We start from the raw sequence: 15,147 nt of genomic DNA on the forward strand, positions 1-15,147 counted from the left end.
CGCGACCACGCCGAGCGCAGCAGGACCCACCACGACCGGAAAGGCCTCCCATCATGCGGGAAGTGTTCCACGACACCCTCGAAGACATCCAGAACCGTCTCACTGAGATCTCCGAGCTCGTCACCGAGGCGATCGAGAAGGCGACGCAGGCCTTCGCCTCGGGCGATGTCGCCCTCGCGGAGGAGGTGATCGCCAACGACGAGAAGATCGACGAGCTCGTCCTCACGACGGATGAGATCGCGATCGAGACTCTCGCGATGCAGCAGCCCGTCGCGCACGACCTGCGCGTCATCGTCACCGCGCTGCGCGCGAGCGCGTCGCTCGAGCGCATGGGCGACCTGGCCGAGCACATCGCCCAGCTCGTCCGCGCCCGCTACCCCGAGCGCGCCATCCCGAAGGGGCTGCGCAGCACGTTCACGCGGATGGGCGAGCTCGACGTGGAGGTCGCGCGCACGCTCACGGACCTCCTCCGCACGCAGGACCTGAAGCACGCGACGAAGATCCGCGACACCGACGATGACATCGACGAGCTGCACGCCTCCGTGTACGAGCGCGTGCTCGGCGAGACCTTCACGGGCGAGATCCCCGCTGTCATCGACGCGACGCTCGCGAGCCGCTACCACGAGCGCTTCGCCGACCACGCGGTCTCCGTCGCCAAGAAGGTCGTGTACCTCGCGACGGGCGACTGGTCAGGCGCCGGGGACGAATCGGCCATCGACGCCGTCGACTCGCTTCCGAACGGCTGACGTGACACGCCGAAGGGGCTCGGAGGATCCGCGGATCCTCCGAGCCCCTTCGGCGTGCGGTGCGGGTTACTTCTTGCCCTGCGAGGCGACAGCGGCGGCGCCGGCGGCGGCGGCCTCCGGGTCGAGGTAGCGACCGGCGCCGGTCGGGCGCATCTCGTCGTCGAGCTCGTAGACGAGCGGGATGCCGGTCGGGATGTTGAGGCCCGCGATGTCGTCGTCGCTGATGCCGTCGAGGTGCTTCACGAGCGCGCGCAGCGAGTTGCCGTGCGCGGCCACGAGAACCGTGTTGCCGGCCTTCAGATCGGGGACGATCTCGTCCTCCCAGTACGGCAGCATGCGATCGATGACGAGCTTGAGCGACTCGGTGCGCGGCATCTCGCCGTCGATGCCGACGTAGCGCGGGTCGTCCGTCTGGGCGAACTCATCGTCGGCGGCGATCTCGGGCGGCGGCACGTCGAACGATCGACGCCACTCCATGAACTTCTCCTCGCCGAACTCCTCGAGGGTCTGTGCCTTGTCCTTGCCCTGCAGGGCGCCGTAGTGGCGCTCGTTGAGGCGCCACGAGCGCTTCGTCGGGGTCCACAGCCGGTCAGCCGCCTCGAGCGCGATGTTCGCGGTCTGGATCGCGCGGCTCAGCACGGACGTGTGGACGATGTCGGGCAGCACGCCCTGCTCGCGCAGGAGCTCGCCGCCGCGCTGCGCCTCGCCGCGTCCCTTCTCGGTGAGCCGCACATCGACCCAGCCGGTGAACAGGTTCTTCTCGTTCCAGTCGCTCTGCCCGTGGCGGAGCAGGATCAGGGTGTGCGTCATGGCCCCCAGCCTACTGGGGCCGGCCCGCGGCCTCACACCCGGGGAACCTCGTGCGCGGCGTCGCCGCGCGGCTCCCCCGCCGCGACGAGGAGGTCGACGACGAGGGGGCGCAGCGACGTCAGGACGCTCTGGTCGCCGACACGGGCTCGCGGCAGGAGCGCGGCGGGATCGAGCGTGGCCGCGATCGCCCGGAGCGCCTCCTGGGCGGGACGCTCCTGCGACACATCGTCGACTGCGGCCGCGAGGAGCGTCGTCGCCTGCTGTATGCCCTCGATCACGGCCGCGACCTCGTGGCGCGCCTCGCCGTCCTCGACCGCGTAGTGGGCGCGGCGCGCGACGACGCGCAGGTTGCGCGTCGCCAGATCCATCGCGTCGTGCATCCGGCGCAGACGCGCCAGCTCCATCCGCCGCGAGCGCAGGAACGGCGAGACGCGCGAGATGGCCTGCCCCGACTCGAGCGACGTCGCCCACGCGGCGAGCGGCCCCTGCAGTTCGCGCGCCTTCTGGAGCGCGCGTTCGGAACGCAGCCGGTCGCCCCGACGCAGGCCCTGCGCGATGCGGGCGATCGTGCGGTCGACGTCGGAGAAGACGCTCCGCGCATCGCGGAGGATCGCCCGCATCGGATTGCGCGGCAGGAGCGCGGTCACGAACAGCGCCAGCGCGCCGCCGATCGCGCCGTCGAGGATCCGCATGCCCGTGAACTGGCCGAGCGGCAGCATGAACGCGATGGCCGTCTGGATCGCCGCCGCGATCGGGAACTGCGGCGAGGGCGAGATGAAGCGCGCGATGACGAGCGTGACGGCGAGCACGACCGCCAGCTCCCACCAGCCCGGCACGAGGAAGAGGAGCCCGAGCTCCGAGATCGCGATGCCCGTGAGCATGCCCGCGACGGTCTGCAGCACCTGGGACGGGCGTGCGTCGCGCGAGAGGCCGAGGCTCGAGATCGTCACGGTGACGGCCAGCAGAGGCATCGTGTGCCCGATCAGCAGGTGCGCGATCCCGAAGGCGGCCGCCGCCGCCAGCACGATCTGCACGAGCGCCACCCACGAGTCGCGCAGCCGCAGCAGCCCCGCGCGCGGGCGATACCCCGCATGCCAGCGCGTCGGAACGAGGGACGTCAGCGGATCGGTCTCGGGCACCCTACGAGGTTAGCCGCGCGGCCGCCTCACCCCGCGAGATGAGACCACCTCGACGCGAGATCGCGCCAAGGGCCCGTGTCGGCGACCCGGCCGTCCTGCAGGACGACCACGCAGTCGGCTCGGGCGAGCGCGGCGCGCTTGGACGTCGAGCCGATGACCGTCATGCCCTTCTCGCGCAGCGCCGCCCACAGCTCGAGCTCCGTCGCCGCATCGAGGGCGCTCGACACATCGTCGGCGAGGATCACCTCGGAATCGGTGGCGAGCGCCCTCGCGAGCGCGAGGCGCTGCACCTGGCCGCCCGACAGCCGCACCCCGCGGTGTCCGACCGCGGCCTCCGGCCCGCCCGCCGCGTCGATGTCGGGCCCCATGCGGGACACGTCGATCGGGCCGGCGATCTCGCGCGGATGATCGAGACGGATGTTCTCGTCGAACGTCCCGGAGAGGATCCGCGGGACCTGCGAGACGTGGGCCACGTGGCGCGGCCGCAGGAAGGTCTCCTGTTCGATGCGCACCCCGTTCCAGGCGATCTCGCCCGTGCGCGGCATGAGGCCGGCGAGGCTCGCGAGCAGGCTCGACTTTCCGGAGCCGATGCCGCCGATGAGGAGGACGACCTCGCCCCGACGGACTGTGAGGTTCACGTCCTCGACGCCGATCGTGCCGTCGTCGTGGATCGCCGTCAGGCCGCGCAGCTCGAGCGTCCTCAGCTCGTCGTGCCGCGCGGCGCCCGGCTCGGGCGCCGCGCCCGTGACCTCGTCGATGCCGGGCACGGGTGCGAAGATGTCCGTCCCACCCGCCAGCCGCGACGTCGCGAGCTGCCACGCGCGGGTCCCCGGTGCCTTCGTCACGACGGAGCCGGCGCAGAGGCCGTACCAGCCGAAGCCCAGGACGGCGTTCGCCACCATGATCGTCGTCGCGAGCGACCAGGCGTCCGTGAAGTAAGCCGCCCAGGCGAAGGTGACGCCGGAGGCGATGACGATCCCGGGAACGCCGTCGAGAACGGCCTGCACCCTGTGCTCGACGATCTGCGAGCGCACGCGTCGCTCGTCGACCTCGTGCAGATGGGCGCGCACGGGCGCCACGCGCGCCGCGAGCTTCACCGTACGGGCGGCGTCGAGCGCGGAGACGAGCGACCGACCGAAGACCACACGTGCGTCCGCCGCGCGCTTCGCCGAGCAACCGGCCGCAGGGCGCCCGATGGCGGAGGCCAGCGCGGAGATCACGAGGACGCCCGCGAGGACCGCGCCCGCGACGAGGGAGCCGGAGAGGAGGACCGAGAGGAGGATGACGACCGTCGCCGAGACGAGGTCGCCCCAGCGGTCGGCGTAGTCCTGGATGCGATCGCCGTCCATCGCCCGCGCGACGACCTCGCCCGGCGGGGTCGGGTCGAGCCGAGGCTCGCCGATCTGCCCGGCGAGCACGCGCGTCCGGTGGCGCGTCAGGCACGACGCCCACCAGCGCGGGTAGATCGCGACGCCCCACGCGAACACCGCCGGCATCACCAGGACGATGATCGCGACCAGGATGCCCGTCGTCAGCCAGATGTCGCCCTCGCCGGACTCGAGCGCATCGACGATGCGCCCCCACAGCCAGCTGGTGACGACGCCCTGCGCCGACAGGACGGCCATGAGGAAGAACATCGACAGGCCGAGGAGACCCCACGCGGGACGATGGCGGAAGGCGCTGATGACGCTGCGGGCGAGGCGCGGCCCGTCGGGGAGGGCCGACCGCTTCGGCGGGGTGCCGCGGCGCCTGCCTCCGATCGCCTGACCGCTCCGGGGCTCGGAATCCTCGTCGGGCTCGCCGGTGTCGCCCATCGCGACCGGTTCGCCGGGCACGGGGTGCGCCGGCGCGTCCTGTTCGCCATCGGTCGGATCGTCCACGATCCCGTGATGCGCCCTGCCGGCCTCGAGCAGGTCGCGGAACGGGCCCGGCCGCGCCGCGAGCTCGCCGTATTCGCCGTTCTGGATCACCCGACCGTGATCGAGCACCGCGACGTGGTCGGCGCGCTCGATGGTCGACAGCCGGTGCGCGATCAGCACGCCGGTGCGCCCCGCCAGCAGGCGCTCGGACGCGCGCACGACGCGCGCCTCCGTGACGGGATCCATGCGCGCCGTCGCCTCGTCGAGGACGACGACGGACACATCGCGCACGAGGAGCCTCGCGAAGGCGATGAGCTGCTCCTCGCCGGCGGACAGCGAGGTGCCTCCCGGCCCGAGCAGGGTGTCGATGCCGTCGGGGAGGGTCGCCGCCCACTCCTCGAGGCCGAGCGCGCGCACCGCGCCCTGCACCCGCTCGCGCGGGACGGGGGCGAAGAGCGCGATGTTCTCGGCCAGGGTTCCCGCGAGCAGTTCGGTGCGCTGGGTGACGACCCCGATCGCGCCGCGCAGCCGCTCGAGATCGATAACGCATACGTCGACGCCGCCGAGGAACACCGTCCCGCGCGGCGGCTCGACCGCCCGCGGGATCAGCGAGGCGAGCGTCGACTTGCCCGAGCCCGTGCGCCCGACGAGCGCGATCGTCTCACCGGGCGGAACGGAGAGCGTGACATCGCGCAGCGCGAACGACCCCTCGTCGTACGAGAAGTCGAGCCCGGAGATGTCCAGCCCGTTCGCCTCCTCGGGCGGCTCGATGCCGCCGCGCGGCTCGGGTTCGGTCTGCATCATCTGCCGCACACGGGCGATCGCGCCCAGCCCCTCCTGCAGCTGCGGGAGCTGATTGATGAGCTCGGCCACGCGCCCGACCAGCATGGTCGTCGCGAGGAACAGCGTGACGAGCTGCCCGAGCGCGAGGCCGCCCGTCGTCACCAGTGCCACGCCCGACACGAGGACGGCGGCGAGCAGCGCCTGCAGCACCGCCTGCGAGCGCAGGATCAGCGTGGCCTCCGTGCGCACCATGCGGCCGAAGCTGCGGTTCGTCTCGGCCGCGCGCTCCGTCACGCGGCGCATCGCGAACGCCTGCCCGAGGCTCGTGCGCAGATCGCTGCGCGCCGCGACGGCCTCCTCGAAGGCCGCGGCGTGATCGGTCCACGCCTGCTCGTTCACCACCTTGCGGCGCGCGATCTCCGCGAACAGCGGGCGCACGAACAGGATGTTGAGCGCGACGAGCGCGGGCATGAGGATCCACGCGGGCCACCACATGGCGCCCGCCACCACCCACATCGGCACCGCGCCGAGAGCGGTGCCCATCATCGCCCACCACTGCTGGCGCATGAGGTTGTTGATCGAGTTCGTGTCGTCGTCGACCCTGTCGAGCACCTCGCCGACGGCCTGTTCGCCGAGCGTACGGAGGGGCTGCGACAGGGCCGCATCGAGCAGATCGCGCCGCAGGCGCCCCGCCGCGCGGTCGATGACGGACGCCCAGCCGACCTGCGCGACCACCTGCACGACGGCGCCCCCGACGATGAGCGCGCCGAGCATCGCGACGCCTGACAGCGTGGGCGACGTCGCCAGCTCGCCCGACACGACCGTCGCCAGCGCCTGCGCGATCATCGCGATCGTGAGGCCCGCGATCGCGAAGGCGCTGATCGGCGTGCGCAGCCGCCGCCAACCGACCTCGCGCGAGGCGGCATCGACTGCCGGGAGGTTCGGGGGCTGCAGCGCCTGGGTGGTCACGCCCCCATCCTGCTGCCGACCTCAGACATTCCCGTTCGCCTCCATCGGAGCGGCCGGAGCCTGCGCCTGCTTCCGCCGCGAGAGGCGCGTCAGGCGCGGGACCTCGGCCGTGCGACCGGCATCGGCCGGGACGATGATCTCCTGAGACGCGGCGATGCGCGCCTCGCCGTGTGCGACGACGAGATCGACGTCGCCCGGCGTGCGGCGGGCGACGAGCGCGAGCGCGATCGGCCCCAGGTCGTGATGGCGCGCGGCCGAGGTGACGGCGCCGGCCTCGTCGTCGCCGACGAGCACGACATCGCCCTTCTCGGGGAGGACGGAGTCGGATCCGTCGAGGTGCAGCATCACGAGGCGGCGCGGCGGGTGCCCGAGGTTGTGGACCTTCGCGACCGTCTCCTGCCCGCGGTAGCAGCCCTTGTTCAGGTGCACAGCGGTGCGCAGCCAGTCGGCCTCGTGCGGGATCAGGCGCTCGTCGACCTCGGTCGCCCAGCGGGGGCGCCACGCTGCGATGCGGAGCGCATCGACCGCGAGGGATCCGGCGATGTCGAGCTCGGCGAGCGACGCCGCGCCCTCCGCGTCGACGACCCCCTCGATCCAGCGGTAGCCGGCGCCGGGGTGCTCGGCCGCATCGGCGTACTGCCATCCGCCCGCCGTGACGTCCGGCCACGGATCCACCCACACGACCGGAGCGCCGTCCGGGGAGATCGCCGCGGCCGCGAGGCGATCGGCGGCGTCGCCGCCGCGCATCGCCCCGACCACGCCGAGGTCGTCGCGCACGGCGATCTCGACCTGCGCGCGGAAGCGCATCATGGTGAGCCACCTCGCGAGCGGCGCCGCGTCGCCGCGGTCGACGATCAGCCAGAGCGTGGATCCGTCCGCGATGACGGCCGCCGCATGCTCGACGCGGCCGTGCGGATCCAGCACGAGCAGCTCGGTGCTCTCGCCCGGCTGCAGGGATCCGACCGCCTGCGATGTGATCGAGTCGAGCCAGCTCCGGCGATCGTCGCCCGACACCGCCACGACCGCGCGATCGGCGCGCGGCGCGATCGCGGCGCCGTCCTCCAGACGACGCTGCTCGATCGCGGGGGCGCCGGTGTGCAGGATCACGCCGTCGTCGTCCGCGACGACGCCGGGCCTGCTCGTGAAGGGATCCGTCATCACTGCACCTTCTCCAGTCGGGCGGACGCGTGCGAGGCGAGTCCTCGCCCGAGCGCCGCGATGTCCCAGGCCCACAGGAGGTGACCCTCGACGAGGCCGTACATGCGGGTGGCGGCCGTATAGGGCTTCGCGCCGGCCGACCGCACGACCGCGTCGGTGCCGAGGTCGATGCGCGGGCCGTTCACCTCGCCGATGTACAGCTCCTGCACGCCGTCCGAGTGCGACAGGACGGCCTCGATCGGGAACCCGCCGCCGTCCGTGCGGCGCTGTCGCTCGACGTCCTCCGCCGTGCGCGGGGTCTCGGCGGCGAGGGCCGGCAGGAGGCCCGGTCCCGGCGCCTCATCCGTCGCGTCGCGCGAGAGCCGCCAGAAGCCCGTCTCCGACACGAGACACTGTGCCGGGCGATCCCCCGCCGCGAGCAGCGTCGCCGTCGCCGAGTAGTTCAGGAAGGGGCCGCCGTCGTGGCTGAAGCTCACCCGATGCGAGAACTCGCCCTCGTAGTGAGTGTCCCCGACCCGATAGTCGATGACGCCCGTGCCCTCCCAGACGCCGATGAGCCACGAGAGCGGGACGAGGTCGGCGGGGATGTCTGTCGGGATCTCGATCATGGTGATCCCAGCGTATCCGCCGGTCGGACACAGTGGACGCGCCGGGCGCCGATCACGGGCGGCCGGCGCGGCGCGGCGCGCTACTTCTGGCCGCGGAAGAGGTTGACCAGGACGGAGCCCGAGACGAACGCGATCGCGAGGCTCGCGAGGCCCAGCAGGCCCACGAAGAACATCTCGAGGGCGAACACGTCGACGTCGGCGAGGAATTCGAGCATGCCCCCACCCTACCGCGACGCGCGCGGATGTCGTGACCTCAGCCGATGACGTCGGGGAAGAGCGACAGCCCCGCCGCGACCGCCGTGAACAGGGCGCCGACGAGCGAGACGATCCCGACGATCAGGACGGATCCGAGGGCCGCCGTCGCCGTGCGCAGGATGAAGCCATCGGCCCGGCCGATGATGATCTGCACGACCAGCGCCACGATGACGCACACGCCCGCGGTCGGCGAGATCCACCCCCATCGCGCGTCGATCGGCGCGAAGCTCGTCACGACGACGGCGAACAGGAACGCGATGGTCCAGGGGAGCAGGAGTCCCTGACTGCGCGCGATCCGGCCGATGATCCCGGATCCGGAGCGCGGCGCCGACTGTCCCGATTGCGACATGCGACTCCTCCCTGGCCCCGGCCCGATTCTCCGGGCCGTCCGTCCATTCTGCCCGACGCGCGCCGACCCGCCGCCGTGCGCGGCGAGAGCGAGCGTGCGTCCAGCACCCTCTCAGCGTTCCTCTATCATTGGGACACACCACAAGGGTCGGCGCCCCCGTATCGGCCCGAGAGGAAGTGCCCGTGGCCCAACTGCTCGTTCTCAGCTCATCCCCCGACGCCGGGCCCGTCCTGCCCGCGCTCGAGCTGCTCAGCCACCGCGTGAAGCAGATCCCCGCCGCGCCCGCGCAGCTCGTGAACGCACCGAGCGCCGACGTGATCCTCGTCGACGCGCGCGGCGACCTCGCGAACGCGAAGTCGCTGTGTCGGATCCTCACCACGACGGGGCTCGACGCGCCCCTGATCCTCGTCACGACAGAGGGCGGCCTGACCGCCGTCTCGCCCGAGTGGGGAATCGACGACGTCGTCCTGACGAACGCCGGCCCCGCGGAGGTCGACGCGCGCCTGCGCCTCGCGCTCGGCCGCAAGGACGAGGAGCCGGAGACGACCCGCGTTCAGACGTCAGGCATCTCGATCGACGAGGCGTCCTACTCGGCGAAGGTGCGCGGCAAGCCGCTCGACCTCACCTACAAGGAGTTCCAGCTGCTGCACTTCTTCGCGACGCACCCCTCGCGGGTCTTCACGCGCGAGCAGCTGCTGAGCGAGGTGTGGGGATACGACTACTTCGGCGGCACCCGCACGGTCGACGTGCACGTGCGCCGCCTGCGCGCCAAGCTCGGCGACCTCGACCACCTCATCGGCACCGTGCGCAACGTCGGGTACCGCTTCAACGTGTCCGACGACGGCAAGGCACCGCCCCTGCCCTCCGCGGATCCGTCGTCGGCCCCCGGGACGACACGGCGTTCCTGAGGCACACCGCCCGCCTCGTTTCGTTCACCTCCGCGTCTCATGGCGCTGTCAGGATGGAGAGCATGACCGACCCCACGATCGTCGACACCGGCCTGGGAGACGCGGAGGACGACGACTTCGATGAGCTCATCGAGGTCGACGGATCCGACCTCCCCGACCACCGCTTCTCGGATCGCGAGCTGAGCTGGCTCGCATTCAACCAGCGCGTGCTCGAGCTCGCCGAGGATCCGAACGTGCCGCTGCTCGAGCGCGCGAACTTCATCGCGATCTTCGCCAGCAACCTCGACGAGTTCTTCATGGTGCGCGTCGCGGGCCTGAAGCGGCGCATCGTCACGGGGCTCGCCGTCCCGACGAACGTCGGGACGACGCCGCACCGCGTGCTCGAGGGCATCAGTCGCGACGCACACGAGCTGCAGGCGCGCCACGCCGCCGCCTGGCAGGACAAGCTGCGGCCCGCGCTCGCCGAGGAGGGCGTCGAGTTCGTCGGCTGGGACGAGCTGTCCGACGCCGAGCGCGGCGGGCTGTACGAGTACTTCCAGCAGCAGGTCTTCCCCGTGCTCATGCCGCTCGCCGTCGACCCGGCGCACCCCTTCCCCTACATCTCCGGGCTCTCGCTGAACCTCGCCGTGCGGATCCGCCACTCGCGCACGGGCCGCGAGGAGTTCGCGCGCATCAAGGTGCCGCCCATGCTCCCCCGGCTCGTGCGGGTGCCCGAGGAGGATCCGTCGGGCGACCGAGTGCGATACCTGCCGCTCGAACGCCTCGTCGCGGAGAACCTCGGCGAGCTGTTCCCCGGTATGGAGATCCTCGAGCACCACGCGTTCCGCCTCACGCGGAACGAGGACATGGTGATCGAGGAGGACGAGTCGGAGAACCTCATCCAGGCCCTCGAGCAGGAGCTCCTGCGGCGCCGCTTCGGGCCGCCGATCCGCCTCGAGATCACCGAGGACATGGACGACGTCACCCTCGGGCTGCTGCTCGACGAGCTCGACATCTCGGAGCAGGAGGTCTACCGCCTGCCCGCCCCCCTCGACCTGCGGGCGCTGTTTCAGCTCGGCAAGGTCGACCGGCCCGACCTGAAGTTCACGAAGCATGTGCCGGTCACGGCCCTCGCGTTCCAGCCCACCGACACCGACTCGAAGCACGCGAAGGCCGACATCTTCGGCGCGATCCGCAAGGGCGACGTGCTCGTGCACCACCCCTACGAGTCGTTCGCGACGAGCGTGCAGGCCTTCCTCGAGCAGGCGGCGCGCGACCCGCAGGTGCTCGCGATCAAGCAGACGCTCTACCGCACATCCGGCGACAGCCCGGTCGTGCAGGCGCTCATCGACGCCGCCGAGAACGGGAAGCAGGTGCTCGCGCTCGTCGAGGTGAAGGCGCGCTTCGACGAGGCGAACAACATCGAGTGGGCACGGATCCTCGAGAAGTCGGGCGTGCACGTCGTCTACGGCCTCGTGGGGCTCAAGACCCACTGCAAGATCGCGTCGGTCGTGCGCGAGGAGAACGGCCAGCTGCGCCACTACACGCACGTCGGCACGGGCAACTACAACCCCAAGACCAGCCGCCTCTACGAGGACTTCGGGCTGTTCACCTGCGACCCGGTCGTCGGGCGCGATGTGACACGCCTGTTCAACGAGCTGAGCGGCTACGCGATCGAGAAGAAGTTCTCGCGCCTGCTCACGGCGCCGCTGCACCTGCGCAAGGGGCTGCTGCGGATGATCGACCGCGAGCGGCAGCACGCGGGCGCCGGACGCCCGGCGCATGTGCGGATCAAGGTCAACTCGATGGTCGACGAGGAGATCATCGACGCCCTCTACCGCGCGTCGATGGCCGGCGCGAAGGTCGACGTCTGGGTGCGCGGGATCTGCAGCCTCCGCGTCGACCTGCCGGGCGTGAGCGACAACATCCGCGTGCGCAGCGTGCTCGGGCGATACCTCGAGCATTCACGCATCTTCGCGTTCGAGAACGGCGGATCACCCGAGACGTTCATCGGCAGCGCCGACATGATGCATCGCAACCTCGACCGCCGGGTCGAGGCCCTCGTCGAGATCACCAAGCCGCAGCAGGTCGCGGAGCTCGTCCAGTTCTTCGACCTCGCGATGGACGACACCTCTGCCACGTGGCATCTCGGCGAGAACGGCGCGTGGATCCGACATCACGTCGACGCGGAGGGCGCCCCCCTCACCGATGTGCAGGACAAGACGATGTCGCAGATCCAGCGTCGGCGACGGTCGCGGCAGACGAGGCGCTGAGGTGGCGGCGAAGACGGGGGCGGTCCTCAGCCGCTCCCAGACGCGCAGCAGGCCGCTGGTCCTCGCCGCGGGCGGCGTCATGTGGCGGTTCTCCGACGACGAGCTGCAGGTGCTCCTCGTGCACCGCGAGAAGTTCCGCGACTGGTCGTTCCCGAAGGGCAAGGTCGACCCGGGAGAGACGCTCCCCGAGACGGCCGTACGCGAGCTCGAGGAGGAGACCGGGATCCGCGGGCATCTCGGACCGGCGCTGAGCCGCGTGCAGTATCACATGCCCTCGGGCCGCGAGAAGGTCGTGCACTACTGGGCCGTCGAGGCGACGCCCGACGCCGTGAGCGCCTCGACATTCCGCCCGAACAAGGAGATCGCCGACCTCGAGTGGATGGGGATCGACGACGCGCGGGGCAAGCTCAGCTACCCCGTGGACCGCGAGGTGCTGCGCGCATTCGAGCAGCTCGTCGCCGCCGATGGCCTCGGCACGTTCGCCGTCGTGCTCATGCGGCACGGGCAGGCCGCCCCCGGCTCGTCGGTTGACGGCCCAGACAGCGTTCGGCCCCTCACGCCGCGCGGCGCCGAGCAGGCGCGCGCAGCGGTCGGCCCCCTGCGCGCGTTCGGCGTCGAGAGGATCGTCGCGTCGTCCGCCGTGCGCTGCCAGGAGACCGTCATGCCGCTGTCCCAGGAGATCGGCAAGCGCACGTGCGTGGTCGACGCCCTCAGCCAGGCGGCGTGGGAACAGGGCGACGACGACGTGGCGTCGATCGTCGACAAGCGGATCCGCAAGGCCAAGGGCGCCGTGCTCTGCTCCCACTCCCCCGTGATCCCGGCGATCATGGAGACCGTCGCACAGGCGACGGGAACGCGATCGACGCGGGAGCTGCGCGACGCGTCGTCGCTGCGCACCGGATCCTTCGCGGTCGTGCACGTGCGGCGCGGCCGCACCGAGAACGGAATCGTCGCCATCGAGACGCACTCGCCGCTCGACGAGCGCTCGCCCGAGAGCTGACCGCGCGGCACCGTAGGATGGTGCGGTGACAAAGCCACGCCTCTTCTCCGGTATGCAGCCCTCGGCCGATTCGCTCCAGATCGGCAACTACATCGGGGCGCTGATGCAGTGGCGCGGTATGCAGGACGACTACGACGCGTTCTTCACCGTCGTCGACCTGCACGCCATCACGGTGCCGCAGGATCCCGCCCAGCTGCGTGAGAAGACGCGGCGCACAGCCGCGCAGTACATCGCGGCGGGCGTCGAGCCGTCGCGGTCGACGCTCTACGTGCAGTCGCAGGTCCCGGCGCACGCCGAGCTGGCGTGGATCCTCTCCACGATCACGGGCTTCGGCGAGGCCGGGCGCATGACGCAGTTCAAGGACAAGTCGCAGCGATACGGCGCCGACCAGGCGAGCGTCGGGCTGTTCACCTACCCGGTCCTCATGGCGGCCGACATCCTCCTGTTCCAGGCGGAGGCCGTGCCCGTCGGCGACGACCAGAAGCAGCATGTCGAGCTCACCCGCAACCTCGCGGAGCGCTTCAACTCGCGCTTCGGCGAGACGTTCGTCGTGCCGACGCCCGTGATCCAGGGCGAGACCGCCCGCATCTACGACCTGCAGGACCCGACCTCGAAGATGTCGAAGTCGGCCGAATCGCAGGCGGGCGTGCTCTATCTGCTCGACGACATCAACGCGACGGCGAAGAAGGTCATGCGCGCCGTGACCGACAGCGAAGGCGTCGTGCGCTACGACCGCGCCGAGAAGCCCGGGGTCTCGAACCTGCTCACGATCTACGCGGCGCTCACAGGCCGGGAGATCTCGTCGATCGAGGACGAGTACGCGGGGCGCGGCTACGGCGACTTCAAGAAGGGCCTGCGCGACGTGATCGTCGCCGAGTTCGAGCCCGTGCGGGCGCGCGCGCTCGAGCTGCTCGAGGATCCCGCCGAGCTCGACCGCGTGCTCTCCGCGAATGCGGAGCGCGCGTCAGAGGCCGCCGAGCAGACCCTCGCGACCGTGTACGAGCGCGTCGGCCTGCTGCGCCGTGGGTGAGCCCGCCGCCCTCACCACGCCCCGACTGTTCCTCTCCCTCCCCGTCGCCGACGACGTGGACGGGATCTTCGAGGCGTGCCAGGATCCGCTGATCCAGCGATACACGACCGTGCCGTCGCCGTACACGCGCGAGGACGCCGAGTCATTCGTCCGGCTCGCCGCAGAGTGGTGGGAATCGGGCGCCGAGCACGTGTGGGTCGTGCGCGCGGGCGACGAGCTCGTCGGCGCGATGGGCCTGCACGGGATCAAGAACGGCGCGGCCGAGCTCGGGTACTGGACGGCGCCCGCGGGCCGCGGCCGGGGCTACACGACGGAGGCGGCCCGTGCCGTCGTCGACTTCGCGTTCGGTCCCATGCGGATCGAGCGCCTGGAGTGGCACGCCGTCGTCGGCAACCTCGCGTCGGCGCGCGTCGCACAGAAGCTCGGCTTCCGGTTCGAGGGCGTGCGCCGGCAAGGTCTGCCCGGCCACGGCCCCGGCGCCTCCGGCCGAGTCGACGGCTGGATCGCGGGCCTGCTGTCGACCGACCCCCTCACCGAGGTCAGCTGGGGGCTGTAGACCGGGGCACGCCGACGTCCCGCCGTCGTGTCGTCCGCAGCACATCTGCCGACTGCTGGATGCACAACGACGCCAATTCTGTGCGGACCTGCCCGACACGCCGGTGTCGGCACGTCCCCGGCCCAGAATTGGCGTCGTTGTGTCGGTGCGTCAGCGCAACCGCATCGACATGACGGTGCGGACGATCCAGTCGTGGCCGTGGTCATCCTCGGTATGGGTCATGCCGAGCTTCTCGGCGACGCGACGCGACGCGGTGTTCTCCGGGTGGATGATGGCCGTCAGCTCGGTCGGGGCGAGCCTCCGGCGCGCCTCCTCGACGCACGCCTGCGCCGCCTCCGTGGCGTACCCCCGCCCCTGCAGATCCGCGCGCACGTGGTAGCCGACCTCGAGCACGTCCCGGCCGTTCGACGTCTGCCACGTCAGCCCGCAGTCCCCGACGAACTCGCCGTCGTGCGTCTCGATGATCCACAGCCCGAAGCCGTGCGCCGCGTAGCGCTCGCGCGAGCGGCGGATCCACTCGGCCGCCTCCTTCTGCGACTTCGGCGCGGGATAGAACCGCATCATCTCGGGGTCGCCCAGCAGCGCCGCCATCTGGTCGAAGTCCCCCTCCTCCATCTCGCGGAATCGCAGGCGAGCAGTGTCGAGCGGAGTGCGGCGATCGAGCGTCATGCTGCCAGCGGAGGGCGGCGGGTCGGATGCACGACGACGCCAATTCTGCGCAGTCC

14 protein-coding genes are annotated in these 15,147 nt (G+C 71.4%); 6 read left to right on the top strand and 8 right to left on the bottom strand.

Annotated features, from left to right (window positions below; all coding sequences use genetic code 11):
• Positions 1-53: 53 nt before the first annotated feature.
• Positions 54-746, top strand: coding sequence for a phosphate signaling complex protein PhoU (gene phoU, locus GB932_RS07350; protein ID WP_156760032.1), 693 nt, complete (start codon positions 54-56; stop codon positions 744-746).
• Positions 747-812: 66 nt separating this feature from the next.
• Here the strand turns inward: phoU and GB932_RS07355 are convergent, their stop codons facing one another.
• The 7 genes from GB932_RS07355 to GB932_RS07380 form a co-directional block, all read right to left on the bottom strand.
• Positions 813-1,556: a phosphoglyceromutase gene (locus GB932_RS07355; RefSeq protein WP_156760033.1), complete on the bottom strand. Its 744-nt coding sequence runs from the start codon at positions 1,554-1,556 to the stop codon at positions 813-815.
• Positions 1,557-1,588: 32 nt separating this feature from the next.
• Positions 1,589-2,695 (bottom strand): FUSC family protein, encoded by a 1,107-nt coding sequence (locus GB932_RS07360; protein ID WP_197517370.1) that lies wholly within the window; start codon positions 2,693-2,695, stop codon positions 1,589-1,591.
• Between the two features lie 26 nt (positions 2,696-2,721).
• Positions 2,722-6,306, bottom strand: coding sequence for an ATP-binding cassette domain-containing protein (locus tag GB932_RS07365; protein ID WP_231916056.1), 3,585 nt, complete (start codon positions 6,304-6,306; stop codon positions 2,722-2,724).
• A gap of 21 nt (positions 6,307-6,327) precedes the next feature.
• Positions 6,328-7,464: a CAF17-like 4Fe-4S cluster assembly/insertion protein YgfZ gene (gene ygfZ / locus GB932_RS07370; protein ID WP_156760034.1), complete on the bottom strand. Its 1,137-nt coding sequence runs from the start codon at positions 7,462-7,464 to the stop codon at positions 6,328-6,330.
• Positions 7,464-8,072: a nitrobindin family protein gene (locus GB932_RS07375; protein WP_156760035.1), complete on the bottom strand. Its 609-nt coding sequence runs from the start codon at positions 8,070-8,072 to the stop codon at positions 7,464-7,466. The genes ygfZ and GB932_RS07375 overlap by 1 nt, the downstream gene beginning before the upstream one ends.
• An 80-nt stretch (positions 8,073-8,152) precedes the next feature.
• The gene (locus GB932_RS19595; protein WP_306769939.1) at positions 8,153-8,287 is read right to left on the bottom strand and encodes a hypothetical protein; all 135 of its coding nucleotides are present in this window, start codon (positions 8,285-8,287) and stop codon (positions 8,153-8,155) included.
• A gap of 38 nt (positions 8,288-8,325) precedes the next feature.
• Positions 8,326-8,676 carry a hypothetical protein gene (locus GB932_RS07380; protein WP_156760036.1) on the bottom strand — a complete coding sequence of 117 codons (351 nt, stop codon included), beginning with the start codon at positions 8,674-8,676 and terminating at the stop codon, positions 8,326-8,328.
• A gap of 182 nt (positions 8,677-8,858) precedes the next feature.
• Here GB932_RS07380 and GB932_RS07385 point away from each other — a divergent pair, with 182 nt between their 5' ends.
• The 5 genes from GB932_RS07385 (at position 8,859) to GB932_RS07405 (ending at position 14,422) form a co-directional block, all read left to right on the top strand.
• Positions 8,859-9,584: a winged helix-turn-helix domain-containing protein gene (locus GB932_RS07385; protein WP_156760037.1), complete on the top strand. Its 726-nt coding sequence runs from the start codon at positions 8,859-8,861 to the stop codon at positions 9,582-9,584.
• 62 nt (positions 9,585-9,646) lie between these two features.
• Entirely contained in the window at positions 9,647-11,836 is a 2,190-nt protein-coding gene (locus GB932_RS07390; protein WP_156760038.1) for an RNA degradosome polyphosphate kinase, read from the top strand.
• 1 nt (position 11,837) lies between these two features.
• Positions 11,838-12,836: an NUDIX hydrolase gene (locus GB932_RS07395; RefSeq protein ID WP_231916057.1), complete on the top strand. Its 999-nt coding sequence runs from the start codon at positions 11,838-11,840 to the stop codon at positions 12,834-12,836.
• A 25-nt stretch (positions 12,837-12,861) separates the two neighbouring features.
• Positions 12,862-13,866: a tryptophan--tRNA ligase gene (gene trpS / locus GB932_RS07400; RefSeq protein WP_156760040.1), complete on the top strand. Its 1,005-nt coding sequence runs from the start codon at positions 12,862-12,864 to the stop codon at positions 13,864-13,866.
• A complete protein-coding gene (locus tag GB932_RS07405) occupies positions 13,859-14,422 on the top strand; it encodes a GNAT family N-acetyltransferase (protein WP_231916058.1) in 564 nt (187 codons plus the stop codon). The genes trpS and GB932_RS07405 overlap by 8 nt, the downstream gene beginning before the upstream one ends.
• Before the next feature lie 150 nt (positions 14,423-14,572).
• On the opposite strand, the gene GB932_RS07410 is transcribed toward GB932_RS07405, so the two are convergent.
• A complete protein-coding gene (locus GB932_RS07410; RefSeq protein WP_156760042.1) occupies positions 14,573-15,091 on the bottom strand; it encodes a GNAT family N-acetyltransferase in 519 nt (172 codons plus the stop codon).
• Positions 15,092-15,147: the final 56 nt, after the last annotated feature.

This window comes from Microbacterium karelineae (assembly GCF_009745985.1).
Classification (GTDB): domain Bacteria; phylum Actinomycetota; class Actinomycetes; order Actinomycetales; family Microbacteriaceae; genus Microbacterium; species Microbacterium karelineae.

Excerpts from the sequence above, each read along its gene's own strand:
- GB932_RS19595 (WP_306769939.1), bottom strand. The coding sequence starts at position 8,287 with ATGCTCGAATTCCTCGCCGACGTCGACGTGTTCGCCCTCGAGATGTTC.
- GB932_RS07375 (WP_156760035.1), bottom strand. The coding sequence starts at position 8,072 with ATGATCGAGATCCCGACAGACATCCCCGCCGACCTCGTCCCGCTCTCG.
- GB932_RS07355 (WP_156760033.1), bottom strand. The coding sequence starts at position 1,556 with ATGACGCACACCCTGATCCTGCTCCGCCACGGGCAGAGCGACTGGAAC.
- GB932_RS07380 (WP_156760036.1), bottom strand. The coding sequence starts at position 8,676 with ATGTCGCAATCGGGACAGTCGGCGCCGCGCTCCGGATCCGGGATCATC.
- GB932_RS07410 (WP_156760042.1), bottom strand. The coding sequence starts at position 15,091 with ATGACGCTCGATCGCCGCACTCCGCTCGACACTGCTCGCCTGCGATTC.
- GB932_RS07390 (WP_156760038.1), top strand. The coding sequence starts at position 9,647 with ATGACCGACCCCACGATCGTCGACACCGGCCTGGGAGACGCGGAGGAC.
- phoU (WP_156760032.1), top strand. The coding sequence starts at position 54 with ATGCGGGAAGTGTTCCACGACACCCTCGAAGACATCCAGAACCGTCTC.
- ygfZ (WP_156760034.1), bottom strand. The coding sequence starts at position 7,464 with ATGACGGATCCCTTCACGAGCAGGCCCGGCGTCGTCGCGGACGACGAC.